19 protein-coding genes are annotated in these 25887 nt (G+C 60.1%); 14 read left to right on the forward strand and 5 right to left on the reverse strand.

The features are described 5' to 3' along the window. The first annotated feature begins 260 nt into the window (after window positions 1–260). The 4 genes from AC1DVE_RS09345 to pgm all read left to right on the forward strand — a co-directional run bounded on the left by AC1DVE_RS09345 (window position 261) and on the right by pgm (window position 6526). Window positions 261–1283 carry a zinc-dependent alcohol dehydrogenase family protein gene (locus AC1DVE_RS09345; protein WP_223453875.1) on the forward strand — a complete coding sequence of 341 codons (1023 nt, stop codon included), beginning with the start codon at window positions 261–263 and terminating at the stop codon, window positions 1281–1283. Between the two features lie 551 nt (window positions 1284–1834). Beyond that, window positions 1835–3325 carry a hypothetical protein gene (locus AC1DVE_RS09350; protein ID WP_223453873.1) on the forward strand — a complete coding sequence of 497 codons (1491 nt, stop codon included), beginning with the start codon at window positions 1835–1837 and terminating at the stop codon, window positions 3323–3325. 40 nt (window positions 3326–3365) lie between these two features. Then, a complete protein-coding gene (locus AC1DVE_RS09355; protein ID WP_223532388.1) occupies window positions 3366–4766 on the forward strand; it encodes an aminotransferase-like domain-containing protein in 1401 nt (466 codons plus the stop codon). Between the two features lie 113 nt (window positions 4767–4879). Then, the gene (pgm, locus tag AC1DVE_RS09360; RefSeq protein WP_223532390.1) at window positions 4880–6526 is read left to right on the forward strand and encodes a phosphoglucomutase (alpha-D-glucose-1,6-bisphosphate-dependent); all 1647 of its coding nucleotides are present in this window, start codon (window positions 4880–4882) and stop codon (window positions 6524–6526) included. Between the two features lie 96 nt (window positions 6527–6622). Here pgm and AC1DVE_RS09365 read toward each other — a convergent pair whose 3' ends face one another. Further along, on the reverse strand, window positions 6623–7318 hold the full coding sequence (locus AC1DVE_RS09365) for a pirin family protein (protein ID WP_223453866.1): 696 nt from the start codon (window positions 7316–7318) through the stop codon (window positions 6623–6625). 279 nt (window positions 7319–7597) lie between these two features. Between AC1DVE_RS09365 and AC1DVE_RS09370 the strand changes: the two genes are divergently transcribed. Further along, entirely contained in the window at window positions 7598–10072 is a 2475-nt protein-coding gene (locus AC1DVE_RS09370) for a UvrD-helicase domain-containing protein (RefSeq protein WP_223453864.1), read from the forward strand. 57 nt (window positions 10073–10129) lie between these two features. On the opposite strand, the gene AC1DVE_RS09375 is transcribed toward AC1DVE_RS09370, so the two are convergent. Further along, the gene (locus AC1DVE_RS09375; RefSeq protein ID WP_223453910.1) at window positions 10130–10402 is read right to left on the reverse strand and encodes a DUF1652 domain-containing protein; all 273 of its coding nucleotides are present in this window, start codon (window positions 10400–10402) and stop codon (window positions 10130–10132) included. Window positions 10403–10667: 265 nt separating this feature from the next. On the opposite strand from AC1DVE_RS09375, the gene AC1DVE_RS09380 reads away from it, so the two are divergent. From AC1DVE_RS09380 to AC1DVE_RS09395, 4 genes are all read left to right on the forward strand, one after another. Beyond that, a complete protein-coding gene (locus tag AC1DVE_RS09380) occupies window positions 10668–11483 on the forward strand; it encodes a helix-turn-helix transcriptional regulator (RefSeq protein WP_223532392.1) in 816 nt (271 codons plus the stop codon). Window positions 11484–11533: 50 nt separating this feature from the next. Then, entirely contained in the window at window positions 11534–12940 is a 1407-nt protein-coding gene (locus tag AC1DVE_RS09385; RefSeq protein WP_223534872.1) for an NAD(P)/FAD-dependent oxidoreductase, read from the forward strand. Between the two features lie 43 nt (window positions 12941–12983). Further along, a complete protein-coding gene (locus tag AC1DVE_RS09390; RefSeq protein ID WP_223453859.1) occupies window positions 12984–13325 on the forward strand; it encodes a cupin domain-containing protein in 342 nt (113 codons plus the stop codon). Window positions 13326–13401: 76 nt separating this feature from the next. Next, the gene (locus tag AC1DVE_RS09395) at window positions 13402–14487 is read left to right on the forward strand and encodes a polyamine ABC transporter substrate-binding protein (protein WP_477783897.1); all 1086 of its coding nucleotides are present in this window, start codon (window positions 13402–13404) and stop codon (window positions 14485–14487) included. Between the two features lie 46 nt (window positions 14488–14533). On the opposite strand, the gene AC1DVE_RS09400 is transcribed toward AC1DVE_RS09395, so the two are convergent. Both AC1DVE_RS09400 and AC1DVE_RS09405 read right to left on the reverse strand, forming a co-directional pair. Further along, entirely contained in the window at window positions 14534–15205 is a 672-nt protein-coding gene (locus AC1DVE_RS09400) for an MliC family protein (RefSeq protein WP_223453855.1), read from the reverse strand. Between the two features lie 137 nt (window positions 15206–15342). Next, complete coding sequence (locus AC1DVE_RS09405; protein ID WP_223453853.1) at window positions 15343–15567, reverse strand: YgdI/YgdR family lipoprotein; 225 nt, start codon at window positions 15565–15567, stop codon at window positions 15343–15345. 195 nt (window positions 15568–15762) lie between these two features. Here AC1DVE_RS09405 and AC1DVE_RS09410 point away from each other — a divergent pair, with 195 nt between their 5' ends. Next, entirely contained in the window at window positions 15763–17430 is a 1668-nt protein-coding gene (locus AC1DVE_RS09410) for a VRR-NUC domain-containing protein (protein ID WP_223534876.1), read from the forward strand. Then, on the forward strand, window positions 17427–19694 hold the full coding sequence (locus AC1DVE_RS09415; protein WP_223534878.1) for an ATP-dependent DNA helicase: 2268 nt from the start codon (window positions 17427–17429) through the stop codon (window positions 19692–19694). Before AC1DVE_RS09410 ends, AC1DVE_RS09415 begins: the two co-directional genes overlap by 4 nt. A 75-nt stretch (window positions 19695–19769) precedes the next feature. On the opposite strand, the gene AC1DVE_RS09420 is transcribed toward AC1DVE_RS09415, so the two are convergent. After that, entirely contained in the window at window positions 19770–20924 is a 1155-nt protein-coding gene (locus AC1DVE_RS09420) for a MalY/PatB family protein (RefSeq protein WP_223453847.1), read from the reverse strand. 311 nt (window positions 20925–21235) lie between these two features. Here AC1DVE_RS09420 and fdnG point away from each other — a divergent pair, with 311 nt between their 5' ends. From fdnG to AC1DVE_RS09435, 3 genes are read left to right on the forward strand one after another with little or no spacing between them, the layout of a single operon-like run. Beyond that, a complete protein-coding gene (fdnG, locus tag AC1DVE_RS09425) occupies window positions 21236–24301 on the forward strand; it encodes a formate dehydrogenase-N subunit alpha (RefSeq protein ID WP_223453845.1) in 3066 nt (1021 codons plus the stop codon). Beyond that, on the forward strand, window positions 24302–25237 hold the full coding sequence (gene fdxH, locus AC1DVE_RS09430; protein WP_223532402.1) for a formate dehydrogenase subunit beta: 936 nt from the start codon (window positions 24302–24304) through the stop codon (window positions 25235–25237). Continuing rightward, entirely contained in the window at window positions 25234–25887 is a 654-nt protein-coding gene (locus AC1DVE_RS09435; protein ID WP_223453841.1) for a formate dehydrogenase subunit gamma, read from the forward strand. Before fdxH ends, AC1DVE_RS09435 begins: the two co-directional genes overlap by 4 nt.

Here is a 25887-nt window from a genome sequence, read left to right on the forward strand (position 1 = left end):
TGGCAGAGTCAGCAAACTTGACGTGGGCAGCCATATGAGAACAATGGCCAGCAGGAATATTACGGGGAAAGGCTGGTACTCTGCACCGGGTAATTCAGATTTCCTGCAAAAGCGGTTTCGGTTTCTTACGGCATTTAACGATGTTGCCGCTGCTGCGGAATCAATGACAGGCATGTCGACTATTAATAGCCACAGATAGTGTTGGGTTGAAAGCCCAGCTAGAGTTCAAGGCATTAGAGGTTCATTTGGCGAGGTTTGCGATGTCCCGCACGATCCGTTTTCACAAGTTTGGTCCTGCCGAGGTGCTCAAATGCGAAGAGCATGCGGCGTCTCTGCCTGCACCGGGCGAAGTGCAGGTGCGCGTCGAGGCGATCGGCATCAGTTGGTATGACACTCTCTGGCGCCAGAACCTGGCCCCGTCCCATGCCCGTCTGCCTTCAGGCCTTGGCCAGGAGATGGCTGGTATCGTCACCGCTGTCGGTGATGGCATCGATGACCTGGAAGTGGGTGACAAGGTTGCCAGCTTTCCGGCCCAAAGCCCGAACGACTACCCGGTTTACGGCGAGCAGATCGTTCTGCCGCGCTCGGCGGTCACCCGTTATCCGGACATTCTCAGCCCGATTGAAGCCAGTGTGCACTACACGCCGTTGTTGATTGCCTATTTCGCCTATGCGGATCTGGCACGGGTCAAACCCGGGCAGTTTGCCCTGGTGACCGACGCCAGCCATTGCGCCGGACCTTCGTTCGTACAGCTGGGCAAGGCCTTGGGTGTTCGAGTGATTGCCGCAACCAAGTCAGCAGAAGAGCGTGAGTATCTGCTGTCGCTGGGGGCCGAGAAAGTCATCGTTACCGAGGAAGAAGATCTGCTGATGCGGGTCAACAAAATCACAGACAACCGCGGCGTGGATGTGGTGTTCGATGGTTTGGGCGGTCCGCAGATGTCGTTGCTGGGCGATGTGCTGGCACCTCGCGGCAGCCTGGTGCTGTACGGCCTGCAAGGTGGCAACCAGACGCCTTTCCCGGCCTGCGCAGCGTTCCAGAAGAATATTCAGTTCTTCGTGCACTGCATCGGCAACTTCACTGGCAAGCCGGAACTGGGCATCACCCAGGACCAGGTTGCACTGCAACGTGCCTTGCGCGACATCAATCAGCTGACCGCCGACCGCGTTCTGCTGCCGCTCAAGACTCGGGTCTTCCCGTTTGCCGAGTTTGTCGAAGCACACCGCTACATGGACGAATGCCCGTGTCACGAGAGGGTCGCGCTGCAGGTCGAACCGGCGTAATACTTACCAAGAAGCTATCCAAGAGTCCGTGCCCACACGGACTCTTTCGTTTCAGCCCCCGAAACCCGTCGATCCGCAGGCCGGTCCAGCAACTGAACTGGTTTTTGCTCGTAATCTGTAGCTTCTAATCAGCCACTAAGCCCTGATAATTGAATGATTACTTTCATCTCAAGGAATGAGTCATGGCTGGGTGTCAGGCTGAAACTTTTCAATGTGCGCCGTCGGTGCAAATCTCCAAATTAGTTTGTTGTTGTTTAGTTGCCAAAAACACAGCGACAACTTCCTTCTTTATTTCTTGTATTAAGAGTCTGTGGGACTTTGTCGGACATTTCCTAGGACTCCGCTTTCAATCGGGGAAACCCTTGCCAGCCGGGCACTACAGCCCTGACGTCGTCGTTAACCCGAGGAGGCGCTGCGATCGTTTCAAATGATTTCAAGAAAATTCAAGTGTTAGCATTTGGCAATAAAGTCCATGACTCCATTCGCGCAGACAGTCCAACGGGATTTGCTGTCTGCGCGATGTTGAACTTACGAGTATCAGGTAAATAACGATGACCAGCATCCATGACCAAGCGATGAACTATGTCTATCAACAAGTGCTGCAGCGATTGCTGGGTTTTTTCTCTCGTGCCGAACGCACTGCATTGCAATTGTTGATTCAGCGTCTGGCGGTTGCGGCGGGGGGCATGGAGCGCATTGGCGATTACAAGGTGTTGGCGATCCAGTCCGGGGCCCGTGACAACTGCTACACCCTGGCGCTGTTGCGTGCTGCGCAGTTGACCATTGCCACTCGGTCGCCGGCTACATTCCAGTTGCGCATAGCCTCGTTGCGGTTGAACGGGGCAAACGGCGCGGCCGTGGAAAACATGCACCGGACCAACAGCGCATTGTTTGTCTATGACGATCCCCGGGTCGAGGTGTTGATGGTCGATGATCGGGAAGTCTTGCCGTTCAACCCCCTGACGCCGATCTCCGACGCCGGTCGCGAGTCCAGTCGCCTGAACCTGCTGCTGATCGGCCATCGCCGGGAGTGGCGGGATGGGTTCGACCTGTGGGATGACGGTTATCTGGCCACGGGAGAGTTCTATGGACAAATCGCCCGCTGGGACGGTGGTGTCGACGCGTTGCTCATCAGTGACACGCCGCGTCAGCAGAAGCAGTTCATCGACGGTTTGAAGCGTGCCGCCACCAAGGCAGGGCTCAAGCCTTCGCCCGCGGGAGAGGCCGGTTATGCGGGATTGTTTGCATTGCTCGATGAACTGGGCAGCGACTGTTATCACGCGTTCTACGCCGATTACGGCCAGGCCCCGTGGCGCCCGCAAGAGCGCTTTGAGACGTGTCGTCGTACGGCCTGCATCGACATTCACGACCTGCTGGTCAGCAACCTGGAAGAGCGCTGGCCATTGCTGACTGAGTTTCTCCGGTTCCAGCCGGACGAACTGTCCGCGCAGATCAGCGACAACGAATTCATCAGCCCGTTGATCTCGGCGCACGTCAGGGGGTTGCAGGCGTGCTACGTGCAGGGCCGCAATTACGAGTCCGGCATTGCGCAATACCTGCAACGCGCTTTGGTGATGATGCGCCGCAAGCGCTTGCCCGAGCGTTTGTGCGAGCAGGCCATCGAGGTCTTCGGCAACCCGGCGACACTGACCGAGCAGCGCGCCCGAGCGGCGGCCGAAGCGCAAAAGAACCTGGGCCTGAGCGAAGCACAGCTGGTGTGCCTGCTTTTTTCTCCTTTCATCGAAAAAGGTGCGGGGCTTGAGCGTTTCCTGCGTCAGTGCCATCCCGGCATGCTGGTGGCCATGCCCGAGTTGCATCGGGCCATGCAGGGGCATCCAGTCGCCGAACAGATCATGCAATGGATGATTGATGTCAGCGGATTGCCCGTCAGCCTGGTTGGCCAGCTTTACCGCACGGAGTGGACGCCAGCAGGCGCTGGCGGGGCGGCTGAAGCAATCATCCAGAGGGGCGGGCCGCAAAATACGCCGGGCGATCCTGACGCCGGCATCACATTGGTGGATGAATGGTCAGCGGGTCACTGAGCGTGGGCGGATTTTCAGCCAGTGCGGTTGGCCTTCGCCCATGAAAGGTCCACGAGAAACGGATTTCGCCTATCAGGCGGTTTATCGATACCTGGTCAGCCTGATCAACGAGTCTGAAGGGGATTCGCGCATCCGCCTGCCGTCGCTGCGGCATCTGGCGGAACGTCTCAATGTGTCGATCTCGACCATTCAGTACGCCTATTCGCTGCTGGAGAAAGAAGGGCGCGTCTATTCGGTGGCCAAGTCCGGTTACTACGCGTTGCCAGTGTCCTCGATCAACCTGCAGGACAGCGGCAGCGATCTGCTGGAAGCCGTCTATGTCAATGCCAGGCGCCCGGGGATGCTGGTCCTGAGCACCGATGAACCGGCGTTGCTGCAGCCGCTCGACAGTCCTTTGTTGCTTTTGGAGCGAGAGCTGCTGCGCCAGTATCCCCGCCAGCCGCAGTCGCCTTCGCAACCCTGCGGCGAGCTCGAATTGCGCACCGCCCTGGCAGCCCGCTACACCACGTCTCCGATGCGTTACTGGCACGCCGATGATGTCTATATCGGCGCCGACCTTCGCGGTGTACTGGAAATCCTGATCGCCGTGCTGGGCTTGAAAGACGCCACCGTGGTGGTCGAATCGCCGTGCGACTGGACGATCCTGCGTTTGTTTCAAGCCGCCTGCGTGCGGGTGATCGAGTTGCCTGTGCAAGCCGATGGCTGCCTGGATCCGGAACGGCTCAACATGCTGCTGGATACCGAACCGGTAAGGTTGGTGATGCTGTCCTCGGCCCTGAATATGCCCCGCGGCAGCCTGGCGCCTGACGAAAACAGGCAGGCCATTGCCCGGCTTTTGGCCGCGCATGACAGTTGGGTGCTGGAGAACGACTGTTATGGCGAACTTGGATTCGACCTGGGCGGCGTGCGCTTTCGAGACTTGCTGGACCCTGAACGGCTGATGGTGTTTTCTACGTTCGAGAAAATCATCGGGCCTGAAGCGCCCTATGGTTATCTGCTTTCAAGGCATTTGAGCGCTGAACTGCAACGGCACTTTCTGCTGCGTTCCTTCCGTCTCTCGCCGATTCGCCAGAAAGCCATCGCCCGCTTGTACTGCAGCGGTCGCATCGATCAACACCTGCTGGTGCTGCGGCGGTTACTCAAGGAGCGCAAGAGTCAAATGACCCTGCTATTGCAGGAGCGATTGGGGGATGCCTTGCATTTCGTCGAGCCTGAAGGCGGAGCAACGATCTGGGTGCGCTCGTTGCGTCGGGTCAATGTCCGTCGTGTGTTCCAGCGCCTGCTGGCCCATCAAGTGGTCATCGCGCCGGGCGAACTGTTCAGCCTCCACGGTCTGCACGGACAGCATTTGCGCTTGAGTCATACCTTCGGCGGCGATCACAATCTGGCTGTCGCACTGGGCTTGTTGGGGGATGCGCTGCGTCTGGAATCGATCGAGTGAGTGAGACAAAAAATAACACCCTTGACTCTGTTGGATCGATCCCATCGCCTTGCGGTCAAACTGCCAGTAAACTGCGGCCCAATTCCTGAACCACTCTATTCCAGAGGTTTTGCATGACACTCAGTCCTTTTGCGGGTAAACCGGCACCGGCAGAATTGTTGGTCGACATCCCGCGACTGGTAACGGCCTATTACACCGGCCAGCCTGATGCTGCGATTTCGACCCAGCGTGTTGCCTTCGGCACGTCCGGGCACCGGGGCAGCTCGTTCGACTTGAGTTTCAACGAATGGCACGTGCTGGCGATCAGCCAGGCGATCTGCCTGTATCGCGAAGCTCAAGGCATCGATGGCCCGCTGTTTGTCGGTATCGACACCCACGCGCTGTCCACACCGGCCGGCGCCAGCGCCCTCGAAGTGCTGGCGGCCAACGGCGTGACCGTGATGATTGCCGCTGGTGACGAGTACACGCCGACACCGGCCATTTCCCATGCGATTCTCTGCTACAACCGCGGTCGCACCAGCGGCCTGGCGGACGGCATTGTCATCACGCCGTCCCACAACCCACCGCAAAGCGGTGGCTACAAGTACAACCCAACCAACGGTGGTCCGGCCGATACCCACATCACCAAGTGGATCGAAGCCAAGGCCAACGAACTGCTGGCCAACAAGCTCGCTGGCGTCAAGCGCATCAGCTACGAGCAGGCACTGAAGGCCAGCACCACCCATCGTCACGATTACCTCAATACCTATGTCGCCGACCTGATCAACGTGATCGACTTCGACGCCATCCGCGATGCCAAGCTGCGCCTGGGTGTCGATCCGCTGGGTGGAGCGGGGGTGCGCTACTGGTCGGCGATTGCCGAGCATTACCGCCTGGACCTGGATGTGGTGAACAAAGAGGTCGACCCGACCTTCCGTTTCATGACCGTCGACTGGGACGGCCAGATCCGCATGGACCCATCGTCCAGCCACGCCATGCAAGGCCTGATTGGCCTGAAACAACGCTTCGACGTGGCGTTTGCCTGCGATCCGGACCACGACCGCCATGGCATCGTCACGCCGTCCGGTGGTTTGCTGGCGCCGAACAACTACCTCGCCGTTGCCATCGACTACCTGTTCCAGAACCGTCCGCAATGGCGCGCCGATGCTGCCGTGGGTAAAACCGTGGTCAGCAGCGGCTTGATCGATCGCGTGGCCAAGCGCCTGGGTCGCCGCCTGTACGAAGTGCCGGTCGGTTTCAAATGGTTTGCCGACGGCCTGTTCGATGGATCCCTCGGTTTCGGCGGCGAAGAAAGCGCCGGTGCCTCGTTCCTGCGCAAGGACGGCGGCGTCTGGAGCACCGACAAGGACGGTTTGATTCCGGCCCTGCTGGCCGCCGAGATGACTGCCCGAACCGGGCGCGACCCGAGCCAGGCGTATCGCGCCTTGACCGATGAACTGGGTGAGCCGTTCTCGGTGCGGGTCGACGCCAAGGCCAATCCGGAGCAGAAAGCGCTGTTGAGCAAGCTGTCGCCGCAACAGGTCACCTCGACCCAACTGGCCGGCGAACCGATCCATAGCATCCTCAGCCACGCACCGGGCAATGACCAGGCCATTGGCGGTCTCAAGGTCATGACCGAGAACGGTTGGTTCGCGGCACGGCCGTCGGGCACGGAAGACATCTACAAGATCTACGCCGAAAGCTTTGTCAGCGACGACCACCTCAAGCAACTGGTGGCTGAGGCGCAAACGCTGGTGGATGGTGCCATTTCTGCGAAATAAGCACACAACCCTGTGGGAGCGGGCTTGCTCGCGAAGGCGGTATCAGCTTCAACATCAATGTTGACTGAAACACCGCTTTCGCGAGCAAGCCGAAGATCACGCCAGATCCACCAGAACGATCTCGCTGTCCTCGATGGCCGTCACCCGCAGCACTTGCTCATCAGCAACCGCGACACCATCTCGAGCCTGTGCACGCAAGCCATTGACTTCAATGACCCCGGTGGCCGGCACCAGGTAAGCACGACGCCCCATGTCCAGCGGATATTCGGCAGACTCGCCGGCCTTTAGGTTGGCCGCTACCAGCCGCGCATCGGCGCGAATGCGCAGGCTCTGATCGTCGCCTTCCTTGCCGCTGGCCAGGGTGACAAAACCTTCGCGGTTGCCTTTCGGGAACGGCTTGGCGCCCCAGGACGGGGCCAGGCCGGACTCATTCGGGATGATCCAGATCTGGAAAATCCTGGTCGGCGTGGCTTCCAGGTTGTACTCGCTGTGGGCGATGCCGGTGCCGGCGCTCATGACCTGGACGTCACCGGCTTCGGTGCGGCCCTTGTTGCCAAGGTTATCCTGGTGGGTAATGGCGCCTTCGCGGACATAGGTGATGATTTCCATGTCGCGGTGCGGGTGTTGCGGGAAACCGGTGCCGGGAGCGATCACGTCGTCGTTCCAGACCCGCAGGTTGCCCCAGTTCATGCGCTTGGGATCGTAGTACTCGGCGAACGAAAAATGGTGGTGAGCATCCAACCAGCCGTGGTGAGCGCCGCCGAGGGTGTTGAAAGGTCTGAGTTCAAGCATGATCGTCTCCAGAAAAGGTTCGTCATGGGGCCAGGTGCCTGAGCCACGAAGCGAGACCGGTGAGTGATGACGGCCATCATCCAACAGGCAACAATCGATAAAAAGCGTAAAAAATGCAGCATTCCCATCGAATGGATTGATATAAAACGAACTCGAAAGGTTCTCACCCAGCCTTCACTTCATCGCATAAGCCAATGAGTCATAAGCAATTCACTAGAACTCAAGGGCAAATGCAGACACCATAGCGCTCAACAGCCTCACACCCTGGAGTCAGTCCGCGTGCCGCAACACACCCCCGATTTTCCTCCTGAACTTCGCCCCTTGGCCGAGATGCCGCTGATCAAGCGATTGCTCGCCCGATTCTTCGGCTACAGCCTGACCCGCCTGCACGCACAGCATCGTGCGTCGTGGTTGCATGGCCAGGCCGACGGTTTTCGCAGCGGTCACAGCGCCGGGGTCGATTACGGCTACAAGGAAGGCAAGCTCGAAGGGCTGGAGGAGGGTCGGCAGGTCCTGCTGATCCGCGACTCGCGCTGCACTGAACACCGACCGCCGAATGTCGATGACCTGCTGTTCGACGACTGGCGCCTGCCGTTGAGTGCCGAGTTGAAGAAGCGCATGAAGGCCGATGTCGCCCGCTTGCTGCCAGCCCATGCCCAACCCAGCGCCGCACAGTGGAAAATGATCTTCAGCGATACACCGTCCACTTCGGTGATCGCGGGTGCCGGTGCAGGCAAATCGACCACCCTGGTGCTGCGTATCTTGCTGTTGACCCATTACCTGGGTTTCGAACTGAGTTCAATGACGGTGGTGACCTTCACCCGTGAATCGCGCAAGGACTTCATCAACAAGCTGATCGAACTGTTTGCACTCTGGGGCCGCGCGATCAGTTTCAAGGAGGCGCGGGATCTGGTGCGCACCTTTCACTCGCGGATCCTGCCGATGGTGCGCAGTCTTCCCGGTTTCGAGCGTTTGCAGGCTTTCGAGAACCTCAGCCTGCGGGCCGCACAGGGTGACGAGGAGGTCGACAGCAATCCGTTCGATCTGCGCATCAACGACGCTCAACGTCAACAACTCAACGCCTGCTATCACCGTTTGCACAGTGACGATGAGCGTTTTCGCGAGCTGATCAAGCCATTGTCCCGGCATGCCCTGCAACTCAAGGAGCTGGAGCGCGATCACCCGGATGTGCAGAAACGCATGGGCGTTACCGAGCTTGCGGCCAAGCGCGATGAAGAACTGTGCGACGCCATCGAGGACCTATGGTTTCGCGCCGGTGCCTGGCCCATCAAGGGCATCGAACCGAATCGCCAGTCGTTCGATATCAACGGTTCGACATTCCATTGTCACGGCTACATCCCGTCCCTGGATGCCTGGGTGGTGCTGGGGTTCGATCCTCGGGAAAACCCGCAGGTCACGCGACCAAACGCCAAGCTGACAGTGCGTGCAGAGTGGGCAGTAAAGCGCACCCTGTTTCAAGCTTTCTGTCGTAAGCCATTGATATGGCTGGATAGTTACGAATCATCAAAGCGTGTCTTGGCCTCGCTCGCCGGCGATGCCAGCGCCGGGCCGGGCTTCGATTACAAGGTCAAGGGCGAGCTCGCTTCAGCGCCGTTGCTGGATTGTTTTGTCGCCGCCGCCGGCTTCATCGAAAACCTCGGGCTGGATGTGCCGAGCGCGGTAGGTCGGATGAGTTTCGCCAAGGACGATCCCGACCGGTTCTTCTTCGAAGCCTTGAGCCTTTACTGGCGGGCGCTGGAAGATCATCTGCTCGATCAGAAACCGCCGATCATGACCTACAACCGGATGTTCGCCCTGTTCAGCGAGCATTCGCCGGAGAATTTCAAACTGCTCGGCGATGATCTGCTGCGGCCGCTGTCACACCTGATGATCGACGAATTCCAGGATGTCTCGCCGCAGATCGTCTCCTGGATCAGGGCCAGCCTGGCAGAGATCCGCAGTCGCGGGCCGGCCATGCACGTAGGGCGCGGAGCCCAGCGTTCCTCGCTGCTCTGTGTGGGCGATGACTGGCAGTCCATCTATGGATGGCGCGGCAGTTCGCCGACCTACTTCATGGAATTCAACAAGGAGTTCCCGTCGCCGAGCACCACCAAGGTCATGCTCAGCGACAACTACCGCAGCCACCAGCACATCATCGATGCCGCCGAGCACATCGTACGTGCAGCACCGGCGATTGCCGGGAAGAAAGCCAAGGCCAGCGGTGAACCCAAGGCATTGCTGCCGGTGAACGTCCTCGATCGTGATGACCAGGGCATGGCCCAGCGCTTGATGGAGCATTACCGAAAGGGCGATTCGATCTTGATGCTTTATCGAAAAAGCAGCGATAAGTTATTGATAGAAGAGCATATTCAGTCAGTAGTTAATGATGATTCTAGCTTGCCGTATGAGGCGCGCAGGCTCAAGCAACTGACCTATCACAGCGCCAAGGGCCTCCAGGCCGATGCGGTGTTTTTGCTGGGCGACTGCCAGCACCTGACCAGTTCACCTTACAAGAATCAGGTTTACCGGATGGCGGGCCTGGGCAAGGCCGGTGACAGTGAGCCCTACGACAACGCCCAGAAGGACGAGATCCTGCGGCTGGCCTACGTGGGTATTACCCGCGCCGTCAGCCATTGCTACTGGTACGTCGATGCCCAAGACACCCAGGCCGCGAACATGCCCAAGGCCTCCGACCGGATCGGCAAGGGCAAGGCGTTCTTTGTCGACCATCGGCAGGGCAAGGCTTCTGCTTGAGCGAATATTGGCCCACAAAAAAGCCCACCTGATGTGGGCTTCTTTTGTGGACAACCTTCATGCATAACTTCTGAAGGCTTGAGGTGGTACGAAAGCTTCAAGTTCATCCTCCACCGCTTCGATTATTCGCTCTACATCCGCGGCATTCATGACGGTGGCGCACGGAATACCGGCAATGGCGATCATGGTCTCGCCAGTGGCACGATTAAACAGACGGGCAATCATGCTGCCCGGCGCGTCCATGCTCGCCTCGAAACCCATGGGATGAAAATGCCAGCGCATCAGCTGGCAGGCGTTTGGAAACGTGACCTTACTGAACCCTCTATTCATGTGTAACCCGCCTTCATTTTCGAGCGCTTCCTTTAGCTCATGGTAGGAGGGAAGAACCTTCATTGGTTCAACCAGTGACAGTTTTTAAAAGTAGCATCCGGATGTGAAAATAATGTGGAGTTTTCAGGCCGTTTGGCGATTGCCGCCATTTTTTTGATTCAGCTCACGCTTATCGGCAACTTGCGCGCACCAGCCTTCATCGGTTTAGTCGTTGAAGACAAAGCCGAAGTTGGGCAAGCTCGGTGTTTTCCCGTCGAGATGTTCAATGCACGCCGATGATGATGGCCCGTTGCAAACCCAGGCCACGGGCGAGACGGTCATGCGCTATCACTTGCGCTGGAAGCACCGGGATCTGGACGGCGTCATGGCGCTTTATCACCCTGAGGTCCAGTACAACGATTTTTTCCAGAACCGGGTCATGGGCCTGGCCGAGTTGCGCGAATATGTGCGCAGCAGCATGCCCCGGGATCCGGATGAAGCGCTGGAGCATTCCGACCGCATTCGACTGGACGGCAATACCGCGTTCATTCAGTACCGCATCACCTTGCGCGGCGGTGAAGGGCTGGTGTCGTTTCGCGCCAGCGAAGCGATCACCGTCAAGGATGGGCTGATCTGGCGGGTCAACGAATACGCTTCATTGGTGCACGAACAACCCGGCAACAAAGCTTCCAGCAACCAGCGCCCGGCGGTCAGCCGGCTCGGCCTGTCGCCGCGCCAATTGAGCTTCATGGCCGATGACCTGCAGCAGTATTTCCAGGGTCAACAGCCTTATCTGGACCCGGAGCTCGATCTGCAACGAGTGGCGAAGGAGTGTGGCTACAGCCGCAACCAGATTTCCTACCTGTTGAATCAGGTGCTGGGCCAGAGCTTCTACCGCTACGTCAACCAGGCACGCCTGCAACATTTGCTTGCAGCGCTGGATGCCGCCACACCGCCACTGCGCATCGATGAGCTGGCCTTCGCTGCCGGATTCAATTCGCTGTCGGCGTTCTACAGCTGTTTCCGCCAGCACACCGGCCAGTCCCCCAAGGCCTACGTCAAACAAATTTCTTTGCGTGCACGCGCGCAAGACAGCGCCTGAGCCCACGCACTAGGATCGACGCCATCGAAGTTTGAGTGGCGGAGTCTTGCATGCCGGCGTGGCGCACTATCAGTTTGTGGATGGACCAGCTCGACGAGCCGCTATTGGCGCGTCCGGCGCTGGAGCGGGACCTGGATGTCGACGTGGCGATCATCGGTGCGGGTTATACCGGTCTCTGGACCGCGTACTACCTCAAGCAACACAAACCAGACCTGAACATCGCCATCGTCGAAGCGCAAACCGCCGGTTTCGGCGCGTCGGGGCGCAATGGCGGCTGGTTGATGGGCAACTTGCTGGGTGAAGATCGCCTGCTGGCCGCGCTGTCGGCCGAAGAGCGCCGCGCCTCCTACGCTTTGTTGCACAGCATTCCGGATGAAGTGAAAATTGTCCTCGAACGTGAGGAGATCGACTGCGATTACCGTAAAGGCGGGGTGCTGTATTGCGCCGCACGCTATCCGGAGCAGGAGACCAGCCTGCGTCACTACCTGGACGATCTCCATCGCCAGGGCCTCAACGACAGCCACTATCGCTGGCTGAACCCGGAACAACTGGCGCAACAGATTCGCGTCACCAAACCCTACGGCGGTATCTACGCGCCGCACGTGGCGACCATACACCCGGCCAAGCTGGTACGCGGGCTGGCCCGGGCGGTGGAGCGCCTGGGCGTCAGAATCTACGAAAACAGCCCGGTCACCCATTGGCAGTCCGGCAGCCTGCGCACGGCGAAAGCTTCGGTGCGCGGTCGCTGGGTGGTGCCGGCGGTAGAAGGCTACTCGGTCACGCTGCCGCCATTGGGGCGTTATCAGATGCCGGTGCAGAGCCTGATTGTCGCGACCGAACCATTGTCTGCGGCCACCTGGGACGAAATCGGCCTGAGTCGCGGCCAGGCGTTCAGCGAGGCCAGTCGCCAGGTCACCTACGGTCAGCGCACCGCTGACAACCGATTGATCTTTGGCGCCCGTGGCGGGTACCAGTTCGCCGGTAAGCTGCGCCACGACTTCGACCTGACCACTGACGAAATACAGCTGCGGCGCTACCTGTTCGGTGAACTGTTCCCGCAGTTGAAGAACGTGCAGATCACCCATTCCTGGGGCGGCAACCTGGGCATGTCCCGGCATTTCCAGCCGCACATGCTTTGCGATCGGGCCAACGGCATTGCTCTGTCGGGCGGTTATGGCGGGGAGGGCGTTGGCGCCAGCAACCTGGGCGGCCGCACGCTGGCCGACTTGATCCTGGGGCGCGACACCGATCTGGTGCGCCAGCCCTGGGTCATCCCCCAGCGCGGCCTCGACGCACTGCGGGCCTGGGAGCCGGAGCCGATCCGCTGGCTCGGCTACAACGCGATCATCCGCAGCTTTGTCCATGAGGACCAGACCCTGGCCAACCCGGCCACTGCGCCCTGGCGGCGCAAGCTGGCCAGCGGGGTCGCTGGTTTCATGGAAGGTTTCATGCACTAAACGGCGCGCTCTTCATCTACAGGCTACATCGACAGGTATCCCCATGAGCATCACGCAATTCAAGAACACCGCAACCCTGCAACTGGACGAATCCAATCCGGTCGCCGTGCCCCTGGGCACCCCCGTGGCCGTGGCGTCGACCACCAGCGTCGAGCGCGACGACGGCGTCGAGACCGGCGTCTGGGAATGCACCCCTGGGCGCTGGCGGCGGCAGATCGTCGCCCAGGAATTCTGTCACTTCATCCAGGGCCGCTGCACCTTCACCCCGGACGGCGGCGAGCCCCTGCGCATAGAAGCCGGCGACGCACTGATGTTGCCGGCCAACAGCCTCGGCATCTGGGACATCCAGGAAACCGTGCGCAAGACCTATGTCCTGATTTTTTGAATTTTCAATTCTTTGAAATTTGAAAGCTGATCCTTTGATTGCCTGCCAACAAAAAAAACCCTACAGGAATCGACTCATGCTCCGAAAGACACTGACTCTGGCCCCGCTGATGCTGGTTGCATCGATCAGCCAGGCCGCCGAAACCGTCAAGATCTACAACTGGTCGGATTACATCGCGCCAGACACCACGAAAAACTTCCAGAAAGAAACTGTCATAGACGTCACCTATGACGTCTATGACAGCAACGAAACCCTCGATGGCAAGTTGATGACCGGCAAATCCGGCTACGACGTGGTGTTCCCGTCCAACCACTTCATGGCCCGGCAAATTGAAGGCGGCGCGCTGAAGAAACTCGACAAGAGTCAGCTGCCGAACTGGAAGAACCTCAACCCTGTGTTGCTCAAGGCGTTGCAGACCAACGATCCGGGCAACGAGCGCGGCTTCCCGTACCTGTGGGGCAGCACCGGCATCGGCTACAACATTGCCAAGGTCAAGGCCGTGCTGGGGGACAACGCCCCGGTGGACTCCTGGGACCTGATCTTCAAACCCGAGAACATGCAGAAGTTGCAGAAGTGCGGGGTGGCCATCCTCGACAACGGCCCTGAGCTGCTACCAGCGGCGTTGAACTACCTCGGGCTGCCGCCTCACAGCAAGAACCCGGAAGACTACAAGAAGGCCGAAGCCCTGCTGATGAAGGTGCGGCCGTATGTCAGCTATTTCCATTCGTCCAAGTACACCAGCGACCTGGCCAACGGCGACATCTGCGTCGCGGTCGGCTTCTCCGGTGACATCCTGCAAGCGGAAAACCGCGCCAGGGAAGCCAAGAACGGCATCGACATCGGCTACTCGATTCCCAAGGAAGGCGCAGCGATCTGGTTCGACATGGTTGCCATGCCGGCCGATGCCCCGGATGAAAAGGCCGGCTACGCCTTCATGAACTACCTGCTGCGCCCGGACGTCATGGCCAGCATCAGCAACCATGTGCATTACGCCAATGGCAATGAACAGGCCGACAGCCTGATCGACCCGGCCATCAAGAACGACACCAAGGTTTACCCAAGCCCGGAAATGATGGGCAAGCTGTTTGCCCTGGAAGCCATGCCGTTGAACATCGACCGGATTCGCACGCGAGTGTGGAACAAGATTCGCACTGGCAGCTGAAGGCCTGGTCAGGCAATCGGGACAGGACGTCCCGTTGCCATCGCCATCAGCCGACCGGCTCGGCTGCGCAACTCATCTGGCCTGAGCCGGGTATCTGGAAAAACACGTCATCGCCGATTTGCCAGAAGCTGTAGCTGCCTTTGTAGTCCTTGCCCGTGTACTGGGTTCCGGAATTGTTCGGCACCTGGTTCAGCGTAACCGAGGTGTTGGCCCATTTCAGGAACACCACGCCCGGTTCGACCGTAAAGAAGGTTGCGGCAACCAATGCGTTAAACCCTGCGCAACGATAAGCCAACGGGCCTTCGGTGAGCCTGCTTGGGTCCTTGGTTCTCGCAATGGCCGAGCCCTGGCGCAGTTGGAACGCACGCTCGGCATAACTTCGCACGACGCACGCCTTGGCTTGCGGCCCGGTACCACACTGGTTACGCGACTCAATCCAGAACCGCTGATCTATCTCGACTTTATTCGGGCGCGGCACGGAATGTTCATCCGTGAGCGCCAGGAGATAAAGGCGATTGAGCTCCAGGTCCATGCGCGCCAGTTGAGCGTCGTGACAGATAAGCTTTTCGGCGGATGCCTGGGGCGTGGCGCAATCGAAACTGGTTTTGTACGTTGGCAAGGGCTTTGGCTTGGCCTTCTTGGCGGCGTCACACACGCTCGCCGTCACGCACGCGCTGACGGCGAGCACAGAGGCCAGAAGTGGCATGACCATTTTCATTTCGGCGTCACCTGAGTCTTTGCGTGATGCCCGTATTGCAACGCCTGTGTCGAAGCGTTGCACAGTCATTCGGTCGCACGGGGTCTATCGAGTGTAAAGCAGTGCTCGAAACCTGCCACATCGTGCCAGGATAAACGTCAGTCTTCCTCGCGAATCGTCGCCACTTCATCGGCCCTGACTTTCACCATCGCCCCCGAAATGTCCTCAAACTCAAAGAACCCGTCCTTGGTTTTGGTCTTCGGTATGTCTTTGGTCAGGTATTGAGTGCCGTTCTGCAGCGTCACCACCGTTGGCGTCGAGCAACCGGCCAGCGCCAGCAGGGCCGCTACAGCCAGGGGCAAGCCCAAAGTCTTGATGTCCATGAACACCTCCCGTTCGTATAAAGCAGCGCCATCAGCCCGAGGCTGTCACTGCACCTGTATGGCGGTTGGTGCCGCCAGGAGGCAGAAAGTTCTACTGCCCGGGGAAAATTCCGTACAGCGCCGCCATTTATCCTTTTCCGATTGCACCGCGCAGCGTAGAACTGGTATCTGTATGCATAACCAGTACCTCTCGCCATGGCCCATTTTCCAGTGACCGCAAATCCCCTCGACGATCCGTTCTATTACTTGAACAACTTCATGCAAGTGCTTGATTGGCTTGAGTTGCGCTTTGCCGATGTGCTGAGTGTCGACGAGCAGCGTTTCATTCATGAGTTTAAGCGGTTGCCCCGTGAATCGCAGGCACTGCTGGTCAGAATGGTCATGCGCAAGGGCGTTCATTTCAGGGCGAGCAAACTGCATTACGAGGAAATCGGCGATATCGGCAGCGCCGTAGGCCCGCTTTTAACGCTCGGTTGGGTCGATGAGCGAATGCCGTTGGCGATCGAAGCACTGTTCGAGGTGCTGCTCAAGGGTGAAATCCTCCAGGCCTTTGGCCCGGTCATCGATCAACCCAAAGGCAAGAAAGCCGATTGGTTGCCAGCGCTGTGCGAGCAGTTTCCCCAGGCGCAAAGCTTCAACGACTGGTGCCCGACCCTGGACGAGCGCCTGTTCAGTCTGACCATCATGCAATTGTGCGATCGCCTGCGCCTGATGTTTTTCGGCAACCTGTACCAGGACTGGTCGGAGTTCGTGTTGGCCGACCTGGGTATCTACACCTACGAAAAAGTCGAATTCTGCGCCGAGTCCCGTGGCTTGCGCAGCCGCGAAGACGTAGATGCCTGCGTCCTCCTGCACGCGTACCAGCAACAATTCGAAGCCGGTGAAGCGCTGGAAGAGGTGGCCGAGCGGATCAAGGGCCTGGCGCTGGATAATCCGTGGTTGCAACGCCGGCGCGGCAAGCTGCTGTTCCAGATGGCCCAGTACTGCGAACGCATCGCCGATTTCTCCATGGCCCTGAACCTCTACCGCGAATGCGCTTATCCCGGCGCGCGTGCGCGGCTCATTCGCGTGCTGGAACGCAGCGGCCAGTTTGAGCAGGCCATGGACCTGGCCGCGCAGGCCGAGCAGGCGCCGGAAAGCGCCGCCGAACACCAGCAAATGCTCCGCGTGCTGCCACGCCTGCGCCGCAAGCTCGGCGGGCCGCCCATCAAGCGGGCTGCGCCTCGGGAAATGCAGCGCCTTGACCTGCAATTGCCCAGGACAGACCCGGCGTTATCGGTGGAGTTCTACGTTCAGGCGCATTTGGCGCAAGAGTCGGCGCCGGTGCACTACGTGGAAAACAGCCTGATCAATTCATTGTTTGGCCTGCTGTGCTGGCCAGCGATTTTCGCGCCGTTGCCGGGTGCGTTTTTTCACCCGTTCCAGCGCGGGCCGGTGGATTTGCTCAGCGAAGACTTCCAGGTCCGCCGTGCCGAACTGTTTCAGGCGTGCCTGGCCGAACTCGACGACGGGCGCTACCGGCAGACCATCCGCGAACGTTATGCCGCCAAGTGGGGCGTGCAGTCACCGTTCGTGTTCTGGAGCGTGCTCAGCGAAGAGTTGCTGGAGCAAGCCCTGGATTGCCTACCGGCCGAGCACCTCAAGCACTGGTTCAACCGCCTCTTGCCGGACATCAAGGCCAATCGCAGCGGCATGCCGGACCTGATCCAGTTCTGGCCGCAGCAAAAGACCTACCGCATGATCGAAGTCAAAGGCCCGGGCGACCGCCTGCAGGACAACCAGTTGCGATGGCTGGAGTTCTGCCACGAGCATCAGATGCCGATCGCGGTGTGCTATGTGCAATGGGCGGAGCCGGGCGATTGAGCTACAGCATTGCGGTGCGGGCGCTGTGCGAGTTCACCGCCAAGGTCGGCGACCTCGATCTGCGTTTCACACCGTCGCCTACCGCGCTGGAAGGCATCGTCGGCCACCGTACGGTGGCCTCGCGGCGCAGCGACGGTTACCAAAGCGAAGTCGCCCTTGAGGGCCAGTATCAAACCTTAACGGTCAAGGGCAGGGCGGATGGCTATGACCCCGGGCAAAACAGCCTGGAAGAGGTCAAGACCCACCGCGGCGACTTGAGCAAGCAACCGGCCAACCACCGTCAATTGCATTGGGCCCAGGTGAAAATCTACGGCTGGTTGATGTGCCGGAAACTGGATCTGCAGCAGATCAACCTCGCGCTGGTGTACTTCGACATCGTCAGCGAAAAGGAAACCTGCCTGGTCGAGCCTTTCGACGCCACCGAGTTGCAACAATTCTTCGAACGGCATTGCGCGCTGTTCCTGCAATGGGCCGAGCAGGAAGTCGCCCATCGAGAAGGGCGCAATCTGGCGGCGCAGGGCCTGGCCTTTCCCCATGCCGGTTTTCGACCGGGGCAGCGCCATCTGGCGGAGTCGGTGTTCAAGGCCGTCAGCACGGGGCGCTGCCTGATGGCCCAGGCACCCACGGGCATCGGCAAGACCCTGGGCACCTTGTTCCCCATGCTCAAGGCGCTGGCGCCGCAGCAACTGGACAAAGTGTTCTTCCTGACGGCGAAAACCCCAGGACGGCAACTGGCCCTGGACGCCGCGCAAGTGATTCTAAACAGCGCCGATGCGCCGCCGTTGCGGGTGCTGGAGATGATCGCCCGGGACAAGGCCTGCGAACACCCGGACAAAGCCTGCCACGGCGAGTCCTGCCCATTGGCCCGGGGTTTCTACGATCGCCTGCCCGCCGCACGGCAGGCGGCCAGTCAATTGAGCCTGTTGAACCAGAGCGCCTTGCGCGACGTTGCCCTGGCGCACGATGTCTGCCCGTATTACCTGAGCCAGGAGATGGCGCGTTGGGCCGACGTGGTGGTTGCCGACTACAACTATTACTTCGATTTCAGCGCGTTGCTGTTCGGCCTGGCCCAGGCCAACAACTGGAAAGTCGCGGTGCTGGTCGACGAAGCCCATAACCTGGTGGAGCGCGGCCGGCAGATGTACAGCGCCAGCCTCGATCAGGCGACCTTCAACGGCGTGCGCAAAACCGCGCCCGAAGTGCTGAAAAAACCGATGCAGCGGGTCAACCGCGAGTGGAATGCCCTGCATAACGCACAAACCGGCGCCTATCAGGCCTATGACAAGGCGCCGGAAAAGCTCCTTCAGGCTCTGTCATCGTGTAGCGCCAGCATCGGTGACTACCTCAACGATCACCCTCAAGGCCTGGACAGTGCGCTGCAGGGGTTTTACTTCGACATGCTGCACTTTTGCCGGGTCGCCGAACTGTTCGATGAGCAGTTCCTGTTCGACATCAGCAAGCGCGACCTCGAGCGCCAGCGCAACCTCTCGCAACTGTGCCTGCGCAATGTGGTCCCCGCCGGGTTCATCCGCCCGCGCCTGACCGCCGCGCGTAGCACGGTGCTGTTTTCCGCGACCCTCAGCCCCCGGCACTATTACGCCGATCTGCTGGGAACACCGGCGGACACGGTGTGCATCGACGTCGAGTCGCCGTTTCACGCCGATCAACTGCAAGTGCACATCGTCGACCAGATCTCCACGCGGTTCGTGCATCGCCAGTCGTCTCTTGAGCCGATCGTGGACGTGATCGCCAGACAGTTCTGCGAGCGCCCCGGCAATTACCTGGCGTTTTTCAGCAGTTTCGATTACTTGCAGCAGGTGGCGCAGTTACTCGCCGAGAAACATCCACATATCATTCTGTGGTCGCAGTCCCGAGGCATGGGCGAAGCGCAGCGTCAGGCGTTTCTCGATCAGTTCCACGCCGACGGCCAGGGTATCGGCTTTGCGGTGCTGGGCGGGGCCTTCGGTGAAGGCATCGATTTGCCCGGCGCCCGGTTGATCGGCGCGTTTATCGCCACGTTGGGGCTGGCGCAGCTCAATCCGGTGAACGAGCAACTGAAACGGCGCATGGCCGCGATTTTCGGTGCCGGTTATGACTACACCTACCTTTATCCCGGTGTGCAGAAAGTGGTGCAGGCCGCAGGACGGGTGATCCGTACGCAACAGGATCAAGGGGTGGTGATGTTGATCGACGACCGTTTTGGCGAGAGCAAGGTCAGGCAGTTGCTGCCGCGTTGGTGGGCCATGGCAGGCAATTATTCGTAGCATCACAGCATCGGGTTATCGCCCTGTGGGAGCAAGCTCGCTCCCACAGGGATCTTCGTTGTTGCTGAGGGGGGATCAGGCCTTGAGATGGCGCAAGCTGCGCTCCATCCGCGCAATGCCTTCTTCCAGCAGCGAACGTGGGCAGCCGAAGTTCAGGCGCACGAACTGCTTGCAGTCATCGCCGAAGTCCAGGCCGGCGCTCAAACCGACCTTGGCCTGTTCCAGGAAGAACTGTTGCGGGTCGTCCAGCCCCAGTGCCGTGCAATCGAGCCATGCCAGGTAGGTGCTTTGCGGCGGGTTCATGGTGATGCCCGGCAGGCGGGTGCGTACGGCCTCGGCCAGGAAATCGCGGTTGCCTTGCAGGTAGTCCTTCAGCTCGGCCAGCCATGGCGCGGCTTCGCTGTAGGCGACGCGGGTGGCTTCCATGCCCAGCGGATTGACGCTGTCGACCATGCCGCAACGGGCGTGGTTGACCTTCTCGCGCAGGTGGCGGTCCTGGATGATCATGAACGAGGTCTTCAGGCCGGCGATGTTGTAGGCCTTGCTCGCCGACATCAGCGTGATGGTGCGCTGGGCGACTTGTGGGCTCAGGGTCGCCATCGGAATGTGCTGGCGACCGTCGAAGCACAACTCGGCGTGGATCTCGTCGGAAATGATCCAGGCATCATGCTCGAGGCAAATGTCGGCAATGGCTTGCAGCTCTGCGCGGGGGAAAGCCTTGCCCAGCGGGTTATGCGGGTTGCTCAGCAGCAGTGCGCCACCACCTTGCAGCGACTGGCTCAGGGTATCCAGGGGAGTGGTGTAGGTGCCGTCGGCTTGTGCATCGAAATTCAGTTCGACCTTGTTCAGGCCCCAATGCCCGGGCGCATGGCGCAGCGGCGGGTAGTTCGGCACCTGCACAACGACATTCTGTGGCGCCTGCACCAGTGCCTTCAACGCCATGTTGAAACCGGACTCGACGCCCGGCAGGAAAATCAGTTCCTGGGGTTCGACGCGCCAGGCGTACTTGTTCCAGAGATCGGCAACGATCGCCTCGCGCAGGTCATCCTGGGCCACGCTGTAGCCGACCATCGGGTGTTCCAGTCGCTTTTGCAGGGCCTGGATGATCACCGGCGGCGCGGCGAAATCCATGTCGGCGACCCACATCGGCAACACGTCGGCCGGGTAGCGGCTCCACTTGGTACTGCCGGTGTGGTGGCGGTCGAACACCTGATCAAAATCGAAAGTCATGCGCAAATCTCATAAAGGCCGGGTTAAACATGGCAGCCATGATAAGCGCCAATCCCTGTGGGAGCGAGCCTGCTCGCGAAGCGTAGTGTCAGTCGACACTCATGCCGGACCTGCTGGCCTCTTCGCGAGCAGGCTCGCTCCTACAGGTTGTATGCCTTGGTTCGCATCGGGGAATCGCCCGACGGTCGGCTGTCATGGTGAATTCGACAGCATTGACTACAGTTTGTAGTGTCGGCAGCCAGACTGCCCCGACCGTGGTTGTTCAATAAAGCCCGGCCATGTACCGGGTTCCACCTGATCAGGAGTGCACGATGGATCTCAGCCGTCGTCAGTTCTTCAAGGTCGCCGGTATCGGCCTTGCAGGCTCTAGCCTGGGCGCGTTGGGCATGGCCCCGACACTTGCCTTTGCCGAACAGGTGCGTCATTTCAAGCTCGCCCACACCCATGAAACCCGCAACACCTGCCCGTATTGCTCGGTCGGTTGCGGCTTGATCATGTACAGCCAGGGCGATACGGCGAAGAATGTCGCGCAAAACATCATCCACATCGAAGGTGACGCCGACCACCCGGTCAACCGCGGCACCCTTTGCCCCAAAGGCGCGGGCCTGCTGGATTTCATTCACAGCCCCGGCCGCCTGCAATACCCGCAGGTGCGCAAACCCGGCAGCACTGAGTGGACCCGCATCTCCTGGGATGAAGCGCTCGATCGCGTCGCCGACCTGATGAAGGCCGACCGCGACGCCAACTTCATCGAGAAGAACGCCCAGGGCCAAACGGTGAACCGCTGGCTGACCACCGGTTTCCTCGCGGCATCGGCGGCGTCCAACGAAGCCGGCTACATCACCCACAAGGTGGTGCGCAGTCTCGGCATGCTGGGGTTCGATAACCAGGCGCGTGTCTGACACGGCCCGACGGTGGCAAGTCTTGCCCCGACGTACGGCCGTGGTGCCATGACCAATACCTGGACCGATATCGCCAACGCGAATCTGGTTCTGGTGATGGGCGGCAACGCAGCAGAAGCGCATCCGTGCGGCTTCAAATGGGTGACCGAAGCCAAGGCGCACAACAAGGCGCGGCTGATCGTGGTCGATCCGCGTTTTACCCGGACCGCCTCGGTGGCCGACTATTACGCGCCGATCCGCACCGGCACCGACATTGCCTTCATGGGCGGGTTGATCAATTACCTGCTGACCGAGGACAAGATCCAGCACGAATACGTGCGCAACTACACCGACGTGTCGTTCATCGTCAGAGCCGGTTATGGCTTCGAGGACGGGATTTTCAGTGGCTACGACGCGGCCAAGCGCCTCTACACCGATAAATCCGGCTGGGGCTATGAACTCGGTGAAGACGGATTTGCCAAGGTCGACCCGACCCTGCAAGACCCACGCTGCGTCTATCAATTGATGAAGCAGCATTACAGCCGTTACACCAGGGAGCTGGCGAGCCAGATCTGCGGCATGCCGGTCGATGCCATGCAGAAAATCTGGGAGGAGATCGCCACTTGCTCGCAACCGGGCAAGACCATGACCATTCTCTATGCCCTGGGCTGGACCCAGCACTCAATCGGTTCGCAGATGATCCGCAGCGCGGCGATGGTGCAACTGCTGCTGGGTAACGTCGGCATGCCGGGCGGGGGCGTGAATGCCTTGCGCGGACACTCCAACATCCAGGGGCTGACCGACCTGGGCTTGTTGTCCAACTCACTGCCGGGCTACCTCTCGCTACCCGGCGATGCCGAACAGGACTACAACGCCTACATCGTCAAGCGCACGCAAAAACCGTTGCGCCCGGGGCAACTGTCTTACTGGCAAAACTACGGCAAATTCCACGTCAGCCTGATGAAAGCCTGGTACGGCGCCAACGCCACAGCCGAGAACAATTGGGCCTACGACTACCTGCCGAAACTGGACATTCCCCAATACGACATCCTCAAGGTGTTCGACCTGATGGGCCAGGGCAAGGTCAATGGCTACCTGTGCCAGGGCTTCAACCCGATTGCCGCGCTGCCGGACAAAAACCGGGTGATGCTCGCGTTGGCGAAGTTGAAGTGGCTGGTGGTGATGGATCCGCTGGCCACCGAGACCTCGGAGTTCTGGCATAACGTCGGGCCGTACAATGACGTGAAAAGCGCCGACATCCAGACCGAAGTGATTCGCCTGCCCACCACCTGTTTTGCCGAGGAGGACGGCTCGCTGGTCAACAGCAGTCGCTGGCTGCAATGGCACTGGAAGGGCGCCGACGGGCCGGGTGAAGCGCAGACCGATATCCGCATCATGAGCGAGCTGTTCATGCGCCTGCGTCAGCGTTATCAGGCCAATGGCGGCAAATACCCCGATCCGCTGCTCAAATTGTCGTGGCCGTACAAGATCCCCGCCGAACCTTCGCCAGAAGAGCTGGCCAAGGAAATCAACGGCTCCGCCACCACGGACTTCACCGACGCCACGGGGGCGGCGATCAAGGCCAATGCGCAACTGGCCGGGTTTGGCCAGCTCAAGGATGACGGCAGCACGGCGTCCGGTTGCTGGATTTTCTGCGGCAGCTGGACCGAACTGGGCAACCAGATGGCCCGCCGCGACAACAGCGACCCATTCGGCATGCACCAGCATCAAGGCTGGGCATGGGCCTGGCCGGCCAACCGGCGGATTCTCTACAACCGCGCCTCGGCAGACCTGCAAGGCAAGCCGTGGGATCCGAAAAAACGCCTGGTGTGGTGGAACGGTAAAACCTGGGGCGGCACCGATGTGCCGGACTACAAGGCCGACGTGCCGCCGGAAGCGGGGATGAATCCGTTCATCATGAACCCCGAGGGCGTGGCGCGATTCTTTGCCGTCGACAAGATGAACGAAGGCCCGTTCCCCGAACACTACGAGCCGTTCGAGACGCCGATCGGCATCAACCCGCTGCACCCGCAAAACAAGAAAGCCACCAGCAACCCGGCGGCGCGGATCTTCGATTCGGTGTGGGATTCCCTCGGCGTGGCCAAGGATTACCCGTACGCCGCCACCAGTTACCGGCTGACCGAGCATTTCCACTTCTGGAGCAAGCATTGCAAGCTCAACTCGATTACCCAACCGGAGCAATTCGTCGAGATCGGTGAAGTGCTGGCCAAAGAAAAAGGCATCGTCGCCGGTGATCGGGTGCGGGTCAGCAGCAAGCGTGGCTTCATCGAAGCGGTGGCGGTGGTGACCAAGCGGATTCGTCCGCTGCAGGTCAACAATCAGGTGGTGCACCAGATCGGCATTCCGTTGCACTGGGGCTTCACCGGCCTCACGCGCCACGGTTACCTGACCAACACCCTGGTGCCGTTCCTCGGCGATGGCAACACCCAGACCCCGGAATCCAAGTCATTCCTGGTCAACGTGGAGAAAGTCTAAATGGCCAGCCAAGACATCATTGCCCGCTCGGCCACCACCACACCTGCACCCTCGGTGCGTGGCATGGAGGAAGTCGCCAAGCTGATCGACACCACCAAATGCATCGGCTGCAAGGCCTGCCAGGTCGCCTGTTCGGAATGGAACGAACTGCGGGACGAAGTCGGTCACAACCATGGCACCTACGACAACCCTCAGGACCTCACCGCCGAAACCTGGACGTTGATGCGCTTCACCGAGCACGAGACCGACGCCGGCAACCTGGAATGGCTGATCCGCAAGGACGGTTGCATGCATTGCGCCGAGCCCGGTTGCCTGGCGGCATGCCCCAGCCCGGGGGCGATCATCAAGCACGCCAATGGCATCGTCGATTTCGATCAGGATCATTGCATCGGTTGCGGCTATTGCATCACCGGGTGTCCGTTCAACATTCCACGGATCTCGCAAAAGGATCACAAGGCCTACAAATGCACGTTGTGTTCGGACCGGGTGGCGGTAGGGCTGGAACCGGCCTGCGTGAAAACCTGCCCGACCGGTGCCATCGTGTTCGGCTCCAAGGACGACATGAAGGAGCATGCGGCCGAGCGCATCGTCGACCTCAAGAGCCGGGGCTTTGAAAACGCCGGCCTGTACGACCCCGAAGGCGTCGGCGGCACCCACGTGATGTACGTGCTGCACCACGCCGATACGCCAAGGCTGTACGCCGGTTTGCCCGATCACCCGGCGATCAGCCCGTTGGTGGGGCTGTGGAAAGGCATCAGCAAACCCCTGGCACTGCTGGCCATGGGCGCGGCGGTGCTGGCCGGGTTCTTCCACTACGTGCGCGTCGGCCCGCAAGTCGTCGAAGAGGATGAACATCCGGAGCCGCCGGACAACGCCGTGCATGAAGTCGATCCGTCGGTGCACACCTTCGATCCCCGTGGGGAGGGCAGGCCATGAGCAACAAGACGATCCTGCGCTACACCAGCAACCAGCGCACCAATCACTGGCTGGTGGCGATTCTGTTCCTCATGGCCGGGCTGTCCGGGCTGGCGCTGTTCCACCCGGCGCTGTTCTGGCTGAGCAACCTGTTCGGCGGCGGGCCATGGACACGCATCCTGCACCCGTTCATGGGTGTGCTGATGTTCCTGCTGTTCCTCGGATTGGTGCTGCGTTTCTGGCGCGCCAACTACTTCATCGCCAATGATCGCCTGTGGCTCAAGCGCATCGACCGAGTGATGAAAAATGAAGAGGAGGGTGTTCCGCCCATCGGCAAGTACAACCCCGGGCAGAAGCTGCTGTTCTGGACTTTACTGCTGTGCATGCTGGTGCTGTTGTTCAGCGGGCTGGTGATCTGGCGTGCGTACTTCAGCGAGTATTTCGGCATCACCGCGATACGCTGGGCGATGTTGCTGCATGCGTTGGCCGCTTTTGTGCTGATCCTGAGCATCATCGTGCACATCTATGCCGGCATCTGGATCAAGGGCTCGGTCAGCGCCATGTTGCACGGCTGGGTCAGCCGCGGCTGGGCGAGGAAACACCACGAACTCTGGTATCGCGAAGTGACCCGCGACGAAGCTCCCAAGCCACCGATCACCAAAAAGGGCTGA

The sequence above is a fragment of the Pseudomonas sp. P4_B4 genome, from assembly GCF_056402255.1.